This is a genomic window from Thalassobacter sp. HA4-2, from assembly GCF_055693705.1.
Genome location: NZ_JBVFUK010000001.1, coordinates 878928 through 895205 on the forward strand (window position 1 = coordinate 878928; position 16278 = coordinate 895205).

Below are 16278 nucleotides of genomic sequence, written 5' to 3' on the forward strand. Positions count from 1 at the left end.
GGCGGACAGGATCATCGCACCAGCGTTGCAATCGTGGCCCGCAGGGTCGGAATGCCCCAGCCCTTTTCCGACGACGTGACCATCAGTTCCGGAAAGGCAGCAGGGTGTTTGGACAGTTTGCTGCGCACCTGGGTCAGGATCTTTTCGCGGTCAATCTCTTTGACCTTGTCGGCTTTGGTCAGGATCACTTGGAAGGTCACGGCGCTGCTGTCCAGCAGGCTCATGATTTCTTCGTCCACGTCTTTGACGCCATGGCGGCTGTCGATCAGGACAAAGGCGCGGCGCAGGTTGGCGCGGCCCGCAAGATAGGCCTTGAGCAGGCGCTGCCATTTCGCCACCTCGGCCTTTGGGGCCTTGGCAAAGCCGTAACCGGGCAGGTCAACCAGATAGTGGCTGTCGGCGAGGGTGAAGAAGTTGATCTCTTGGGTGCGGCCCGGCGTGTTGGAGGCGCGGGCCAGCGCGCGGCGTCCGGTGACGGCGTTGATCAGGCTGGATTTGCCCACGTTCGATCGACCGGCAAAGCACACCTCCAGGCGGTCGCCCTCGGGCATCCCGTCCATCGCCACGACGCCTTTCAGGAAATCCGTGCCGGTGGCAAACAGTTTGCGCCCCAGTTCGAGGGTCTGGGCATCGGGTTCCTCAACCTCGGGGAAGGGGAGTTGGTCTGTCATAACACGCGCACCTTTGCATTCGGGGCAATGGTGCCACCTTGGATCACTTCGCCGTATACCCCGAAATCTTGGTGACCCCAAGTGCGTAGGGCGGCCAATGTATCGTGGTCGCGGTGGCCGGTTTCGGGGTTGGCCATTGTGGCCTTACAGCGGGTGATTGGGCAGTGGATTTTGATCTGTGCCTCGCCAATCTCAAGGGTTTTGCCGATCCAGTCGAATTCCTCGAACAGGGCAAAGCCGTCAAGCCACAGGTTGCCCCGCCATCTGTGGATCGAAAGAGGGTAACCAATGCGCTGCTCGACCGCCCTGTGGGTGGCGGCGGTGTGGATCGAAATCCAAGGGTCCGGCACATCCGTAAAGCCTGTTGCAAGGTGGTGCAGGGCGGTCGGTTGCGGTTGATCCGCGGGCCACAGGGGGCGCAGCCAATCCATCAAAGGGGCCGTGTCGCCCGTGGTATCCACGGTCAGATTATCTTGCGCCGGGTGCCGCAGGGTGATCGTCGATCCTGCAACAGTGCAAGTGATGGCCATCAGTTGACTGCCTGTGACGCCGCGCAGGAAGTTGGCCTTGGCGGCCCAGCCCTGCGCCCCGTCTTTCGAGGCTGCGTGGGCGACGGCCCAGGCGCGGTCCAAGGGCAAGGTTTTGCCCGGTGACAGAGTGATGGACCCCAAACGCTCCCGCCCAATGGCCTTGATCGGGTGCCGCCAGATCTCCGTCAGGTGGCCGGTCACTTTTTGCCCTTGGGTTTCGACGTCTGGTTGGCAGCCTCTGCCTGCTTTTTCGCAAAGCTCTTTTTGATGTTGCCGAACACGTCCGGTTTCGTGCCGTGGCTGCGCATGATCAGATACTGTTGGGTGAATGTGATCGTGTTGTTCGCAATCCAGTACAGCACAAGGCCAGAGGCAAAGCCGCCCAGCATGAACATGAACACCCATGGCAGCCATGCAAAGATCATAGCCTGAGTGGCGTCTGTGGGGGCCGGGTTCAGTTTTTGCTGGAACCACATGGAGATGCCCAGCAGCAGTGGCAGGATACCGATGAACACCAGTGCCATCACCGTGCCGGGTTCTGGTGCCGCGTTGGGCAACAGCCCATAAAGGTTCAGGATCGACGTTGGATCCGGCGCCGACAGGTCAACAAAGGGGCCCAGCCATTCCGCGTGGCGCAGTTCCAGCGTCACGAAAATCACCTTGTACAGCGAAAAGAAGATCGGGATTTGCAGAAGGATCGGCAGGCAACCTGCGGCCGGGTTCACCTTTTCCTTCTTGTACAACTCCATCATTGCTTTCTGGAGCTTTTCACGGTCCTCGCCAGCGGTCTCTTTGATCTTCTCCATCTCGGGCTGCAGCTCTTTCATCCGTGCCATGGAGACGTAGGATTTGTACGCCAGAGGCAGCAGCAGGGCCTTGATGATCAGGGTCAGGGCGATGATGGCCCAGCCCATGTTGCCGATCAATGCGTTCAGGAAATGCAGGCCCATGAAGATCGGCTTGGTCAGGAAGTAGAACCAACCCCAGTCGATGCTGTCCACAAACCGGTCGATGCCCTTGTCGTTTTGATAGCTGCGGATGGTTTCCCATTCCTTGGCCCCGGCAAACAGCTTGGTCGTGACTGCGGTCGTGGCGCCGGGGGCGACGGTCACGGCGGGCAGACGCGTTTCCGTCTGGTAGATATCGGCCGATGGTACGTATTTGGCCACCGCGCGGAAATCTTGGCCTTCGCCGGGGATCAAAGTCGTCATCCAGTATTTGTCGGTAAAGCCGATCCATCCGTTCTGCTCGACGGGTTGCACCTCGACGCCGCCGCCTTCGGCGCGGTCAAAGTCGAAATCGACCATGTCGTCATAGCCGACTTCGTCCAGAATACCGTCGGATTTGCGGACAACACCCTCGTGCAGGATGAAGAAGTTCTGCAGATCGTCAGGCAGGCCGTGGCGGGCCACGATGCCGTAGGGCGCAAGGCGCACGTCCGCGCTGCCGGTGTTTTCCACGGATTGGGTGACGGTGAACATATAGTCTGCGTCGATGGCGATTTCGCGGCGGAAGACGAGGCCGGAGCCGTTGTCCCACACCAGTGTGACGGGGCTGTCCACGGTCAATTGGCTGCCGCTTTCCACGGACCACCCGGTGCTTGCCCCTGGCACATCGTCAAAGGAAAGCGCACCGGCGGGGGCCCATCCATAAAGCGCATAGTAGGCGGACGGGCCGCCAACGGGCGACAAGAGGGTCACGATGGGCGAGTCCTCGGCCAGGGTTTCGTCATAGTCTTTGAGGGCCAAATCGTCGATACGCCCCCCGTTCAGCGACAACGAACCGGTCACGCGGTCTGTATCAATGGTGATCCGCTGACTGGCGGCCAGTGCTGCCTCGCGGGTTTCCGTGGGGGTCACGGCGACGCCGCCGGGGATGGCCGCGCCGCTGTCGTCGGCCGAAGGGGGCAGAACAACGCCGCCATCCGTCTGTGCTGCGATCTCGGATGGTGGCGGTGCGACGGGTTCTTCGGGCGGGAACACCACGAACCATACAAGGATCACAAGAAAGCTGAGAGCCGTTGCGAGAAGAAGGTTCTTGTTCTGATCGTCCATACCGGGCACCTTGGCTACGTCTTCGGAAAGTCCCCGGTGTTCAATAGGGCCAAGGGTCCAACGTCAAGCGGTTTTCCAGCTATCAGTGCGGGGCAAATCAGCCGGACCGGCGACGTTTGATCATGGGAACACTGGTGATTTCCCGATTGTGCGCGGTCGCCCATTCCAACGTATCGTCGAGGGGCATTGGTTTGGCAATCCCGTAGCCCTGGGCATGGGTGCAGCCCAATTGCGCCAGAACCCCATGCTCGCCTTTGGTTTCCACGCCTTCGGCCAGGGTATCAATGCCCAGTTGGCTGGCCATGGCGAGAATCGCGGCCAAGACCTGTTTTTGCTGTGGCTCCGTATCGATGGCACTGACGAAGGAGCGGTCGATTTTGATGCGATCTACCCCAAACTTGGCCACATGCGCGATAGAGGATTGCCCGGTCCCAAAATCATCCAAGTCCAAACGGAACCCTAGGCTGCGAAAGCGGGCGAGGTTGGTGGTCACGGCCTCGTCCCCTTCGGTCAGTGCGACTGATTCCAGAATTTCAATGCAAAACCGCTCCGGCTTCAGGTCAAAGCGGTCCACTTGCCATGCGACCTGTTCGGCCAGGCGCGGGTCGCGCAGTTCCTCTAGGCTCATGTTCAGGCCGATGCAGGGCACCCGAACCCCAGCCCGATCCCAAGCCTTCAGGGCTTGGATGGCCTGGTCCAGCATATTGGCCCCGAGCTGCGGCATCAGGTTCGCGGCGCGCACTGCGGGCAGAAAGCGGGCCGGGGTCAGGGTGCCAAGGTCAGGATGCCGCCAACGTGCCAGCACCTCGAACCCGGTGATCGCACGGGTGTCAGTTGCAATCTGAGGCTGAAACCAAGCCTCGATTTCGCCGTTTTCAAGCGCATTGGCGACTTGATCGGTCAGTTGGTGTTCCACCTCACGCTCGCGCTGCATTTCGGGGGTGAACATGCGTACGGCCCCGTCGCCTTGGCGCCGCGCGGCCCCCAAGGCACATTCCGCCGCTGCGACCATTGCCGCGCCACCGGAGGCCGGGGCTTGATCCGCGGTACACACGCCGATGGAGGATCGTGCCCGCAGGACCCGGCCATTCACGGTAATCGGTTCCGCAACGGCCCCTTGCAACCTGTCCACAATGGCCATGGTCACATCCAGATCAGCCCGAGGCACCGGGGTCAGGGCAATGGCGATCATTGTATCGCCAAAACGCCCCACGACGTCTTTGGTGCGAACGGTAACGCAGACCCGTTCTGTCACGCGGTCCATGATATCGCGCGCCTCGGACGCGCCCCATGTGCCATGGAGCAAGAACAACTCCTCAATTTCCAACAGTAGGACGGCGGTGGATTTTTCCTGCGCCTGCGCGTCGTCCCAGATGGTGTCCACGGTTCCAGTGAATCCTTCGCGGGACGTCGGGCGCAGGTTCATCGCAGTCTCCTGTGGTTGGGGCGTTTCTTGGACCGAAAGGGCGAGCAAGGTCGGCAAGACCAACATGAATACCCATGCAAGGGCATCATGGCCAAGGCCATAAGCCACCACAGCGCACAGGGGAAATACCGCAATGACATCCATGCGCCGCACGGCATGCGCCGCGCGCCGTCGCAGGTGAAGTGTTCGTTTCTTGGCCGCCACGGGATTGGTCCTTTCGCCATTGACTGGCGTCGAACCTAAATCCCATGGATCACTGATCCCTTAACGCAACCGAGGGGGTTGCGGATCATTTCCTTCAAATGCGTCCGGTTCCGCGCGCATCAGCCCGGCGAAGTCGAACAGATCCGGGTCCAGCAGGTGGGACGGGCGCGCCTGCATCAGGGCCGAGAACATCTTGCCGCGCCGCCCGGGCACCTTGGCCTCCCACCCGTCCAGCATGGCCTTGATGGCCTGGCGCTGCAGACCGTCCTGGCTGCCGCACAGATCGCAGGGGATGATGGGATAGTTCAGGGCGGTTGCGAACTTGGCGCAGTCGGCCTCGGCCACATGGGCCAGCGGGCGCAGGACGAACAGGTCGCCTTCGTCGTTCAACAGCTTGGGCGGCATGGTCGCCAATTTGCCACCGTGAAACAGGTTCAGAAAGAACGTCTCAAGGATGTCGTCGCGGTGATGGCCGAGCACCACGGCAGAACACCCCTCTTCCCGTGCGATCCGGTACAGGTTGCCGCGCCGCAGGCGGGAACATAGGGCACAATAGGTGCGCCCGGCGGGCACCTTGTCCTTCACGATGGAATAGGTATCCTTGTATTCCACCCGGTGGGGCACGCCCATCTTTTCCAGAAATTTCGGCAACACAGTGGCGGGGAAATTCGGCTGCCCCTGATCCAGATTGCAGGCCAGGATGTCCACGGGCAGCACGCCGCGCCACTGCAGCTCTGTCAGGATGGACAACAGGGTGTAGCTGTCTTTTCCGCCAGACATGCACACCAGCCACCGCGCGCCGCGTTCCACCATGCCATAGCGGTCAATCGCATCCCGGGTTTCGCGCACAAGCCGCTTGCGCAGCTTCTTGAACTCCGCCGTTTTGGGCGCGCCGTGAAACAGCGGGTGGATATCGTCGTGATCATCGAGCATGGCGCAACCCTTCCTTCTTTGGGCCCCAAATACCCTCCGCCGGAGGCATCCGCCAGTGCCAAGGGCGTTAGGGGACGTTATCTATGCCAGACCTGCCCCAAGGGTGGCACCGCCCGATGCGTCGCAGCGTCAACCAACCGCCCTTGATCCCGCCGTGTTTCGACAATGCCTCCAGCGCGTAGGCCGAACAGGTGGGGTGATAGCGGCAGTTGAACCCGACCCAAGGCGAGAACACGGCGCGATAGGCTTTGACGGGCAGGGACAGGACGTAGGCGAGGGGGGTCACGGGTGCACCTTGGCCAAGGCTGCGCGCAGATCATTCAGCAGGGCCTCGAAGGGGCGGTCGGCGGTTTTGTCTTTCCACCCGATCAACACGTAGTCCCAGCCGGGGCGACCCTCCACGGTCAGAACGTGGCGCGCGGCCTCGCGCAGGCGGCGCTTGGCGCGGTTGCGGGCCACGGCGTTGCCGACCTTTTTGGAACAGGTGAAGCCCACGCGCACATCCTCGCCCACGTCCCGGGGGCGGGCCTGCAACATGAACGACCCCGCAGGGGCGCGGCGGGCGCGCGCGGCCCTCAGGAAGTCCGCGCGCTTGGACAGCACACACAAAGAAACCGCCTGCGTCCTGTCTTCCAAAGACGCAGGCGGTTTGAACATGGTCATGCTGTGACGCTTAGGCGCTGAGCGATTTCCGGCCGCGGGCGCGGCGGTTGTTCAGGATCTTACGGCCCGCTTTGGTGGCCATGCGTGCGCGGAAGCCGTGACGGTTTTTGCGCACACGGTTGGATGGTTGGAAGGTGCGTTTCATTGACCTGAGCTCCAAGCGGTTAAGCCGGTGCCTCGTTTGCTACCATAGCGCCCGAGATTCGACGGCAGTTAATCTGAGACTTGGCGTCTAAAGCCCACCCCTTGGGCTGTCAACCGCCGGGTCGCGGTAATTGCTGCGTTATACTGCAAGGGGCGGTTGAAACAAACACTTGAAACAATTCAGCGGATTTTGACACAAATCGAGCCTGATAGCTGTTTTCAATCACCTCTGATCACCGACCCGTGAGGGGGGATATCGCCAGCGGTTCTGATCGGGCATCCAAGGGGCAACTCGAAACACTAATTCCAAACGGAACCCTGAAATGTCTGATACAACGCAAAACATGCCCAAGAAAAAAGGCCTCCTCCGGCACCTGCCGCTTTTGACCATCCTCGCCGTGGCGGGGGTCGGGGCCTATGCCTTGGGTGATGTGCTGAATTTCCAAACCCTTGCCGACAACCGCGAGACGCTGCTGTCGTTCCGCGACAACAACTATGTGCTGACCGCTTTGGCCTTTATTGCCGCCTACATCGTGATCGTGGCGTTTTCCCTGCCCGGGGCGGCGATTGCCACGCTGACGGGGGGCTTTCTGTTCGGTCTGTTCCCCGGTGCGCTTTTCAACGCCGCCGCCGCGACCATCGGGGCCACGGCGATCTTTCTGGCCGCCAAGACCGGTCTTGGGGACCGGATGGCGGCAAAGCTGGACGCTTCCGAGGGGGTCGTGAAAAGGATCAAGGAGGGCATCAAGGAAGATGAGCTGTCGTATCTGTTCATTATGCGCCTTGTGCCCGCCGTGCCTTTTTTTGTGGCCAACCTGATCCCCGCCTTCGTGGGCGTGTCCCTGACCCGCTACGTGGTGACGACGTTCCTTGGCATCCTGCCGGGCGGTATCGTGTACACTTGGGTCGGTGCGGGCCTGGGCGAGGTCTTTGCGAAGGGCGAGACCCCCAACCTTGGCATCATCTTCGAGCCGCACGTCATCGGCCCCCTGCTGGGTCTGGCGGCCCTGTCGCTGCTGCCCATCCTCCTCAAACGTTTCAAGAAGGGCTGAACCCATGAACGCCCTGAACACACCTAACGAAATGCTCAAACGAAAGTCCCCCATTATGGAAGATCTCAAAACAGACGTGCTGATCATTGGTGCAGGATCGGGCGGCTTGTCCGTCGCCGCAGGGGCCAGCCAGATGGGCGCCGATGTGATCCTGCTGGAAGGCCACAAGATGGGCGGTGACTGCCTGAACTTCGGCTGCGTGCCCAGCAAGGCCCTGATCGCGGCGGGCAAACAGGCCTACACCGCCAGTCACGGGTCCTTCGGTGTTGCGGGCACCACCCCAGACATCAGTTTTGCCGGAGCCAAGGACCACGTGCAAAACGTCATCGACACCATCGCGCCGGTGGACAGCCAGGAACGGTTCGAAGGCTTCGGCGTCCGCGTCATCCGTGAATACGGCAAGTTTATCGACCCCAAGACCGTCGAGGCGGGCAACTACCGGATCCGGGCACGGCGGGTTGTGATCGCCACAGGCTCCAGCCCCTTTGTGCCGCCCATCCCCGGTCTGGACACGGTGCCCTACCACACCAACGAAACCCTGTTCGACGACCACGACCAGCCCGATCACCTGTTGATCGTGGGCGGCGGTCCCATCGGGATGGAAATGGCGCAGGCGCATCGGCGTCTTGGGTCAAAGGTCACCGTGATCGAGGGCGGCAAGGCCCTTGGCAAGGATGACCCGGAAATGGCCGCCGTGATCCTCGACAAGCTGCGCGGTGAGGGGATCGAGATCGCCGAGGGGGCCCTGGCCGAACGGATCGAGGGCGAGGCGGGCAATATCACGATCCATACCAAGGACGGGCGCAGCTTTACCGGCAGCCACCTTTTGATGGCTGTGGGCCGCGCGCCCAACGTGAATGGCCTGAACCTGGAGGCGGGGGGCATCGAATACACCCGCGCAGGCATCAAGACCGACGCCAAGCTGAAGACCACCAACAAAAAGGTCTATGCCATCGGGGATGTCGCCGGGCGGCACCAGTTCACCCACGTGGCGGGCTATCATGCCGGGGTCATCATCCGGTCCATGTTGTTCGGCCTGCCTGCCAAGATCCGCGAAGATCACATCCCTTGGGCCACCTACACCGACCCGGAAATGGCCCAAGTCGGCCTGACCGAGGCGCAGGCACAGCAGAAGTATGGTGCCAAGCTGGAGGTCGTCCGCTTTCCCTACCACGAGAATGACCGCGCCATCGCCGAGGGCAAAACCGCAGGTTTGATCAAGGTCATGATCGTCAAGGGCAAACCTGTGGGCGCGTCCATTGCGGGGGCCCACGCGGGCGAGTTGATCCAGACATGGGCGCTGGTTCTGGCCAACAACCTCAAGATCGGGGCCGTTGCAGCCATGATCGCGCCCTATCCGACGCTGGGCGAGATCAACAAACGCGCGGCGGGGCAATACTACACCCCCCGTCTGTTTGACAATCCGACGGTCAAACGTGTCGTGGGCCTTGTGCAAAAACTGTTGCCCTAGGGGCGGTAGGGCGGGACTTGTCCCGCCTCTCAACGGGGCGGTGGGACAAGTCCCACCCTACGGGGCGGCATGGACAGACTGTGCCGTTTCGCTTACACGATGGCCGACAATCAAAGCAGACAGCATGTTCAACTCCCTCTCTGGCCGATTTCTGATCCTGACGACCATCTTCGTGATGATCGCCGAGGTGTTCATCTTTGTACCCTCCATCGCACGGTTCCGCGAAGACTACCTTTGGGCGCGGCTGGAACGGGCACAGATTGCCTCTTTGGCCCTACTGGCCACGGACGAAATGATCACCCCTCAGATCGAGGCAGAGCTGTTGGCCAACGCAGGTGTGCTGAACGTCGTGTTGCGCCGGGACGAGACGCGGCAATTGGTGCTGTCCAGCCCCGTGCCGCAGATGGTGGGCAAGACCATTGACCTGCGCGACAACCGCCCCGCCGTTCTGATCCGCGACGCCCTGTACCGTCTGGTGCACACTGAACCGCAGGTCCTGCGCGTCATTGGGGAACCTGTCATGGGCGGGGGCATCCAGATCGAGATTGCCATGGACAGTCGCCCCCTGCGCGCGGCCCTGTTGGAGTTTGGCCTGAACATCCTTCTGCTGTCCCTGATCATCTCGGTCATCACCGCCAGCCTGTTGTTCCTGGCCGTGCGCCGCCTGCTGGTCCTGCCCATCAAGGGGCTGGTCAGCGACATGGAACGCTACGCCGCTGCGCCACAGGATGCGACGCGGATCATCACCCCGGCCTCGACGGTCACCGAATTGCGCGCCGCCGAAGAGGGGTTGCTGAAACTGGAAACCCAACTGTCCGGCTCCCTCAAGCAGAAGGAGCGCTTGGCGCAACTGGGCGCGGCCGTGGCCAAGATCAGCCACGACCTGCGCAACATCCTGACCACCGCGACTCTGCTCAGCGACCGTCTGGAACGGGTGGATGATCCGACCGTGAAGCGCGTGGCGCCCAAGCTGGTGCGTTCCATGTCCCGCGCCGTGTCCTTGTGCGAGGGGACGCTGGCGTTCGGCAAGGCGGACGAAAGCGCGCCACAGCTACAGATCGTGGACCTTGCCCCCCTGTGCCACGACATCGCGGAATCAGAACAACTGGCCGTGGACGCGGAAAAGGTGGCCATCACCTGCGCCATCCCCGACAGTCTGCGGGTACGCGCGGACCCTGAACAGTTGTACCGCGTCATCGGCAATCTGGTGCGCAACGCCCGCCAAGCCCTTGAAGGGCTGCCCACCGCCGGCGCGATCACCATCACCGGCGATCAAAGCGACACCCACTGGTGCATCCGCGTGTCGGACACCGGTCCGGGCCTGCCCCCAAAGGCGCAGGAATTCCTGTTCCAACCCTTCCAGGGCGGCCAGCGGCAGGGCGGTACGGGCCTTGGTCTGGCCATCGCGGCAGAGTTGATCCGGGGCCACGGGGGCACGCTGGAGTTGGAGCGGACGGGCGCCGACGGCACCTGTTTCGTGATTCACCTGCCGCGCAAGACCGTTTTGGAAAAGGTCTGAGCGGCGCGGAAAAATCCGCAAAAACGGTCTTGCGCTTTGAAGGCGGTAAAGATAGGTCACACCTCGTGGTCCGATAGCTCAGCTGGATAGAGTACTTGACTACGAATCAAGGGGTCGGGGGTTCGAATCCTCCTCGGACCGCCACACTTCCACACAGGTGGAAATCAAAAACCGCGCAAAGCAATTTGCGCGGTTTTGTTTTGTCTGGGCCCCCGTATTGCGCGCCTTATCGCGGGGGCAGGCGCACGGACCCGTCCAGCCGGATGGTGCTCCCGTTCAGATAGCGATTCTCAATGATATGCTGCGCTAGGTGCGCATATTCATCGGCTTGCCCAAGGCGGGCAGGGAAGGGGATGTTGGCGGTGATCGCGTCCGTCACCTCGTCCGGCAGACCCTCCATCATCGGGGTGTGGAACAGGCCCGGGGCAATGGCCATCACGCGGATCCCGCTGCGGGCCAACTCTCGGGCGGCGGGCAGGCACATGGCGGCAATCGCCCCCTTGGAGGCGGCGTAGGCCGTCTGCCCCATCTGCCCGTCCTCGTAGGCGACAGAGGCGGTGTTGATCACGACGCCCCGCTCCCCATCCTCGACCGGGTCCAGCGCCATCATGGCCGCGATCCCGTGGGTCATGACGTTGTAAGTGCCAAACAGGTTGACCGCCATGGTGCGTTGAAACACGTCCAGCCCGGTGGCCCCGTCCCGGCCCACAATGCGCGCGGCGGGGGCGACCCCGGCGCAGTTCACGACGATCCGCGGGGCGCCAAAGGTCTTTGTCACCTGCGCGACAGCGCGTTCCACGGCCTGGGCATCGCTGACGTCGACGGACACGGCAAGCCCGCCGATGTCATCCGCCAGCGCACTGGCATCGGCGTAGTCCAACACCGCCACCCGCGCGCCCAGCCCTGCCAAGTGCCGCGCCGTGGCCGCCCCCAGCCCGCTGGCCCCGCCTGTGACAATCGCCGTTTGGTCCTTGATCTGCATTGCACGCTCCTCCTTCTGCCTGCGCGACAGATTTCACGGGGACGGGCGCGCAATCAAGGACAATCGCTGGTTGACCCACGGGGCAACGCTCCATACCCCTTGGACCATACAGTTGGGAGGATCTGATGATCACACGCACCTCATTCTTGACCGCAGCGGCCACGGCCCTTGCGGTTCTGATCGGCCCCGTTGGCGCGCAGGAGGTGACCCTGCGGATGCACCAGTTCCTGCCCGCCCAAGCCAATGTGCCCGCCAATATCCTGATCCCATGGGCCGACCGGATCGAGGCGGCGTCCGAGGGCCGGATCAAGATCGACCGGTTCCACGCCATGCAGCTGGGCGGCGCGCCGCCGCAACTGATCGACCAGGTGATCGACGGGACGGCGGATATCGTGTGGACCGTGCTGGGCTACACCCCCGGACGCTTTCCCAGTGCCGAGGTGTTCGAACTACCGTTCATGATGCAAAACGCCAACGCCGAGGCCACCTCGCGCGCCTATTGGACCCTGGGACAAGAGGCGATGCAGGAGGAGTTTGCGGATTTCCATGTGCTGGGCTTGTGGGTCCATGGGCCGGGCCTGATCCATTCGTCTGACCCGATTGAAACCGTGGCCGACCTGAACGGCGTCAAACTGCGCGCGCCCTCGCGCACCACGAACATGCTGTTTTCGGACCTTGGGGCGACCGCTGTCGGTATGCCCGTCCCCGCCGTGCCGGAGGCGCTGTCCCAAGGGGTGATCGACGCCGCCGTGATCCCGTGGGAAGTCACAGGCGCGTTGCGGGTGCCGGAACTGGTGCAGAACCACACGGAATTTGCGGACGAAAGCCTGTATACCCTCGCCTTCATCTTCGCCATGAACTCCGCTGCCTATGACGCCCTGCCGGCGGACCTGAGGGCGGTGATCGACGACAACTCCGGGCTAGAGCTGTCGGCCTTCGCCGGGCGGCAGATGCAGATCGACGACGGGCCCGCCCGCGAGGCGGCCGAGGATCTGGGCAACACCATCATCACCCTGACCCCCGATCAGGTGGCCGAGTGGCGCACCGCGTCCCAGCCCACCATCGACCGTTGGATCGCCGAGATGGATGCGGCGGGCAAGGATGGCACGGGGCTGGTGGCGCGCGCCCGTGCCCTGATCGCTGAAAACCAATAGGCGCAGCCCCGTGCGCGGTCTGGTGGATAAAGTCGCGCGCGGGATGGCGATCCTTGGGGGGCTGGTCCTGCTGGCCCTGATCATGCTGACCTGCGTCAGTGTGCTGGGCCGGGGGCTGAACACGCTGGGCCATGCGCTGCCGGGGGATTGGCTGCTGCGCATGGGCGTGGCCCCGGTCCCGGGTGACTTCGAGGTGGTGCAGGCGGGCATGGCCTTTGTGGTCTTTGCCTTTCTGCCCTGGGTTCAGTTGCACCGCGAACACGCCACGGTGGACGTCTTTACCCGCGCCCTGCCTGCCCGGGCCAATCAGGTCCTTACAGCGGTGTGGGAGGTGGCCCTGGCCGGTGTCATGGTCGTCATCGCGTGGCGTTTGGGCGTGGGCGCGGTCGAGAAATTCCACAACGGCGAGACGTCGTTTCTGCTGCGCTTTCCGATCTGGTGGTCCTATGGGGCCAGCTTTGTCGCTGCCGTGATTGCCGCCCTTGTGGGGGTCTATTGCGCCGTGGCCCGTGGGATCGACGCCCTGCAAGGCCCGCGCCCATGACGGCCCTGACCGTGGGTCTGTGGTCCTTTCCGATCCTGCTGGCCCTGATCTTTGCCCGCGCGCCCATTGGCGTGGCCATGTTCGCCGTGGGGGCAGGGGGCCTGTGGGTCGTGACCGGGAACCCGGACATGGCGCTGAACCTGCTGAAATCCTCCAGCTACGGGACGTTTTCGAATTACAGCCTTTCCATCATTCCGATGTTTCTGCTGATGGGCCAATTCGCCAGCCTGTCGGGCATGTCCACGTCCCTGTTCAAGGCCGCCGAGGGCTTCCTTGGTCACCGTAAGGGCGGGGTGGCCATGGCCAGCGTGGGGGCCTGCGCGGGGTTCGGGGCGATCTGCGGGTCGTCCCTAGCCACGGCGGCGACCATGTCGCGCGTGGCCCTGCCGGAGTTGAAGCGCAACGGCTACCCGGGCGGCTTTGCCACGGCGACGCTGGCGGCGGGGGGCACCCTTGGCATCCTGATCCCGCCCTCGGTCATCCTTGTGATCTATGCCATCCTGACCGAACAGAACATCGCATCGCTGTTCCTTGCGGCCTTTGTGCCCGGGATCCTTGCGGCCCTTGGCTACATGCTGACAATTGCAATCTATGTGCGCCTTGTCCCCATGGGGACAACCCGGCCCCGCATGGCCTACGCCGCACGCTTGCGCGCCCTGTGGGACGTCTGGCCCGTGGTGCTGGTGTTCGGGCTGGTGGTGGGCGGCATCTATCAAGGCTGGTTCACGCCCACCGAAGGGGCGGCAGTGGGGGCGGCGGGCACGGGGCTGTTGGCATGGGCGCGGGGCAACATGACCTGGGCCCTGTTCCGCGACAGCATCCTGACCACGGCCAGCGCCTCGGCCATGATCTTTCTGATCATTCTGGGCGCGTCCATGTACAATTCGTTTCTGGCCCTGACCCAATTGCCGCAAGAGGCGTCAACATGGGTCGTGACCCAAGGCTACGCCCCCTTGACTGTCCTGATCCTGATCCTTGCGTTCTACCTGATCATGGGCTGCCTGATGGACAGCCTGTCCATGATCCTGCTGACGATACCCATCTTCTGGCCGGTGATGCAGGGGATGGATTTCGGCCTGATCACCCTGTTGGACATGCAGGCCGCCCGGCTGGCCGAGGGGGTGGAGGTCGCCCCCGAGCTGCTGCGCGCCGCCCAGGACAAGCTGGACGCAGGGATCGCCCTGACCCGGGACGAGTTCCGCGAGATGGGCCTGCGCCCGGTGACCGAGGCCATGCACGCCCGCTTCAACGAGACCCTGACCGCGATCTGGTTCGGCATCCTTGTCCTGATCGTGGTAGAGGTCGGCCTGATCACGCCCCCCGTGGGGATGAACCTGTTTGTGATCAACGCCATGGACCGCGACACGCCCATGTCCGCCACCTACCGCGCGGTCCTGTGGTTCGTCGCGTCAGACCTGATGCGGGTGGCGATCCTTGTCGCCTTCCCGTCCATCACGTTGTTCTTGTTGGTCTAGGCCAATCCACCGTCTGCGGTCAGCGTGGACTTGCCGCCCAGATAGGGCGCAAGGACGGACGGCAAGGTGACCGAACCATCGGCATTCTGGCCATTTTCAAGCACCGCGATCAGGCACCGCCCCACCGCAAGGCCGGAGCCGTTGAGGGTGTGCACGAACTCCGGCTTGCCGCCGCCTTCGGGGCGGAACCGGGCGTTCATGCGGCGGGCCTGATAGTCGCCACAGACCGAACAGCTGGAGATTTCGCGGTAGGTGTCCTGACCGGGCAACCAGACCTCGATGTCGTGGGTGCGGCGGGCACCGGCGCCCATGTCACCGGTACACAGAACGACGGTTCGATAGGGCAAACCCAAGGCTTCGAGGATGCCTTGGGCGCAGGTGGTCATGCGGTCCAGCTCGGCCCGGGACTGATCGGGATGGGTGACAGACACCATCTCGACCTTCTCAAACTGGTGCTGACGCAACATGCCGGTGGTGTCCCGGCCTGCCGACCCGGCCTCGGACCGGAAGCACAGGGAATGGGCCACCATCCGGCGGGGCAGTTGATCCGCCTCGATGATCTCGCCCGCGGCGGTGTTGGTCAGGGTCACCTCGGAGGTCGGGATCAGCCACATCCCCTCGCGGGTCTGATAGCTGTCCTCGCCGAATTTCGGCAGTTGGCCCGTGCCATACATGGCGGCCTCGTTGACCAGAACGGGGGTGTTGGTTTCGGTCAGGCCATTTGTGTCAACGTGGTGGTCCAGCATGAATTGCGCCAGCGCCCGGTGGATCCGCGCCACGGCCCCGCGCAGCACCACAAAGCGCGAGCCGGACAGTTTGGCCCCCATCTCGAAGTCCATGCCCGGTTGCACGCCGGCCAATTCGAAGTGCTCCACGGGTTTGAAATCAAAGGTGCCGGGCGTGCCCCAGCGGTGGATTTCCACGTTGTCCGCCTCGTCTGTCCCCATGGGGACATCGTCAAACGGCAGGTTCGGCAGGGCCATCAGCAGGTCGCGCAGGGCGGCATCCTTGGCCTTGGCCTCTTCCTCCATGGCGGCGATTTCCGCTTTCTTTTCAGCGACTAGCGCGCGCAGGCGTTCAAATTCGGCCTCGTCCCCACGCCCCTTGGCGGCCCCCACTTCCTTGCTGGCCTTGTTGCGCTCGGCCTGGGCGGTTTCGGCGGCGAGGATGCAGGCGCGCCGCGCCTCGTCCAGGGCCAGAATGGCGGGGGATTGCGGGTCCAGCCCACGACGAGACAGGGCGGCGTCAAAGGCGCTAGGGTCTTGGCGAATGGCGCGAATGTCGTGCATCGGGTGTCTCCGGTTTGGGTGTGTTTGCGGTGGGATGTGCCACGGCACACAGGGCATTTCCAGCAAAATCCGGCATCTGGGTTTCCCCCCGAAACCACCCCCGAAAAGCCCCCCGAAACGCGCCCCGCACCTCGCCCATGCATACGCAAACCAGACAGGGGGGCGGG

At 63.1% G+C, this 16278-nt stretch carries 16 protein-coding genes and 1 tRNA gene; 7 read left to right on the forward strand and 10 right to left on the reverse strand.

The window, feature by feature from the left end; genetic code table 11:
* Positions 1 to 11: 11 nt before the first annotated feature.
* The 8 genes from yihA to rpmH all read right to left on the reverse strand — a co-directional run bounded on the left by yihA (position 12) and on the right by rpmH (position 6626).
* Positions 12 to 671: a ribosome biogenesis GTP-binding protein YihA/YsxC gene (yihA, locus tag ACZ1G0_RS04515; protein WP_472735853.1), complete on the reverse strand. Its 660-nt coding sequence runs from the start codon at positions 669 to 671 to the stop codon at positions 12 to 14.
* Positions 668 to 1402 carry an MOSC domain-containing protein gene (locus ACZ1G0_RS04520; RefSeq protein WP_472735854.1) on the reverse strand — a complete coding sequence of 245 codons (735 nt, stop codon included), beginning with the start codon at positions 1400 to 1402 and terminating at the stop codon, positions 668 to 670. The genes yihA and ACZ1G0_RS04520 overlap by 4 nt, the downstream gene beginning before the upstream one ends.
* On the reverse strand, positions 1399 to 3255 hold the full coding sequence (gene yidC, locus ACZ1G0_RS04525; protein WP_472735855.1) for a membrane protein insertase YidC: 1857 nt from the start codon (positions 3253 to 3255) through the stop codon (positions 1399 to 1401). Before yidC ends, ACZ1G0_RS04520 begins: the two co-directional genes overlap by 4 nt.
* 97 nt (positions 3256 to 3352) lie before the next feature.
* Complete coding sequence (locus ACZ1G0_RS04530) at positions 3353 to 4885, reverse strand: putative bifunctional diguanylate cyclase/phosphodiesterase (protein WP_472735856.1); 1533 nt, start codon at positions 4883 to 4885, stop codon at positions 3353 to 3355.
* Positions 4886 to 4945: 60 nt separating this feature from the next.
* On the reverse strand, positions 4946 to 5818 hold the full coding sequence (gene ttcA / locus ACZ1G0_RS04535; protein WP_472735857.1) for a tRNA 2-thiocytidine(32) synthetase TtcA: 873 nt from the start codon (positions 5816 to 5818) through the stop codon (positions 4946 to 4948).
* 67 nt (positions 5819 to 5885) lie between these two features.
* Complete coding sequence (gene yidD / locus ACZ1G0_RS04540; RefSeq protein ID WP_472735858.1) at positions 5886 to 6104, reverse strand: membrane protein insertion efficiency factor YidD; 219 nt, start codon at positions 6102 to 6104, stop codon at positions 5886 to 5888.
* Positions 6101 to 6481 carry a ribonuclease P protein component gene (gene rnpA / locus ACZ1G0_RS04545; protein WP_472735859.1) on the reverse strand — a complete coding sequence of 127 codons (381 nt, stop codon included), beginning with the start codon at positions 6479 to 6481 and terminating at the stop codon, positions 6101 to 6103. The genes yidD and rnpA overlap by 4 nt, the downstream gene beginning before the upstream one ends.
* 10 nt (positions 6482 to 6491) lie before the next feature.
* Positions 6492 to 6626, reverse strand: a complete 135-nt coding sequence (gene rpmH / locus ACZ1G0_RS04550; protein WP_007255172.1) for a 50S ribosomal protein L34 — start codon at positions 6624 to 6626, stop codon at positions 6492 to 6494.
* Between the two features lie 322 nt (positions 6627 to 6948).
* Between rpmH and ACZ1G0_RS04555 the strand changes: the two genes are divergently transcribed.
* The 4 genes from ACZ1G0_RS04555 (at position 6949) to ACZ1G0_RS04570 (ending at position 10811) form a co-directional block, all read left to right on the forward strand.
* Positions 6949 to 7677 carry a TVP38/TMEM64 family protein gene (locus tag ACZ1G0_RS04555; protein ID WP_472735860.1) on the forward strand — a complete coding sequence of 243 codons (729 nt, stop codon included), beginning with the start codon at positions 6949 to 6951 and terminating at the stop codon, positions 7675 to 7677.
* Between the two features lie 55 nt (positions 7678 to 7732).
* Entirely contained in the window at positions 7733 to 9148 is a 1416-nt protein-coding gene (locus ACZ1G0_RS04560; protein WP_472735861.1) for a dihydrolipoyl dehydrogenase family protein, read from the forward strand.
* A 124-nt stretch (positions 9149 to 9272) separates the two neighbouring features.
* Positions 9273 to 10667 (forward strand): sensor histidine kinase, encoded by a 1395-nt coding sequence (locus tag ACZ1G0_RS04565; protein ID WP_472735862.1) that lies wholly within the window; start codon positions 9273 to 9275, stop codon positions 10665 to 10667.
* 67 nt (positions 10668 to 10734) lie between these two features.
* Positions 10735 to 10811 (forward strand) — tRNA-Arg (locus ACZ1G0_RS04570).
* Between the two features lie 82 nt (positions 10812 to 10893).
* Here the strand turns inward: ACZ1G0_RS04570 and ACZ1G0_RS04575 are convergent.
* Positions 10894 to 11649 carry an SDR family NAD(P)-dependent oxidoreductase gene (locus ACZ1G0_RS04575; protein ID WP_472735863.1) on the reverse strand — a complete coding sequence of 252 codons (756 nt, stop codon included), beginning with the start codon at positions 11647 to 11649 and terminating at the stop codon, positions 10894 to 10896.
* A gap of 125 nt (positions 11650 to 11774) precedes the next feature.
* Here ACZ1G0_RS04575 and ACZ1G0_RS04580 point away from each other — a divergent pair, with 125 nt between their 5' ends.
* From ACZ1G0_RS04580 to ACZ1G0_RS04590, 3 genes are read left to right on the forward strand one after another with little or no spacing between them, the layout of a single operon-like run.
* Positions 11775 to 12803 (forward strand): TRAP transporter substrate-binding protein, encoded by a 1029-nt coding sequence (locus tag ACZ1G0_RS04580; protein WP_472735864.1) that lies wholly within the window; start codon positions 11775 to 11777, stop codon positions 12801 to 12803.
* Between the two features lie 10 nt (positions 12804 to 12813).
* Positions 12814 to 13347, forward strand: a complete 534-nt coding sequence (locus ACZ1G0_RS04585; protein ID WP_472735865.1) for a TRAP transporter small permease — start codon at positions 12814 to 12816, stop codon at positions 13345 to 13347.
* Positions 13344 to 14822, forward strand: coding sequence for a TRAP transporter large permease (locus ACZ1G0_RS04590; protein ID WP_472735866.1), 1479 nt, complete (start codon positions 13344 to 13346; stop codon positions 14820 to 14822). The genes ACZ1G0_RS04585 and ACZ1G0_RS04590 overlap by 4 nt, the downstream gene beginning before the upstream one ends.
* Here the strand turns inward: ACZ1G0_RS04590 and serS are convergent.
* Positions 14819 to 16111, reverse strand: coding sequence for a serine--tRNA ligase (gene serS, locus ACZ1G0_RS04595; RefSeq protein ID WP_472735867.1), 1293 nt, complete (start codon positions 16109 to 16111; stop codon positions 14819 to 14821). The two genes, ACZ1G0_RS04590 and serS, sit on opposite strands and share 4 nt — an antisense overlap.
* Positions 16112 to 16278: the final 167 nt, after the last annotated feature.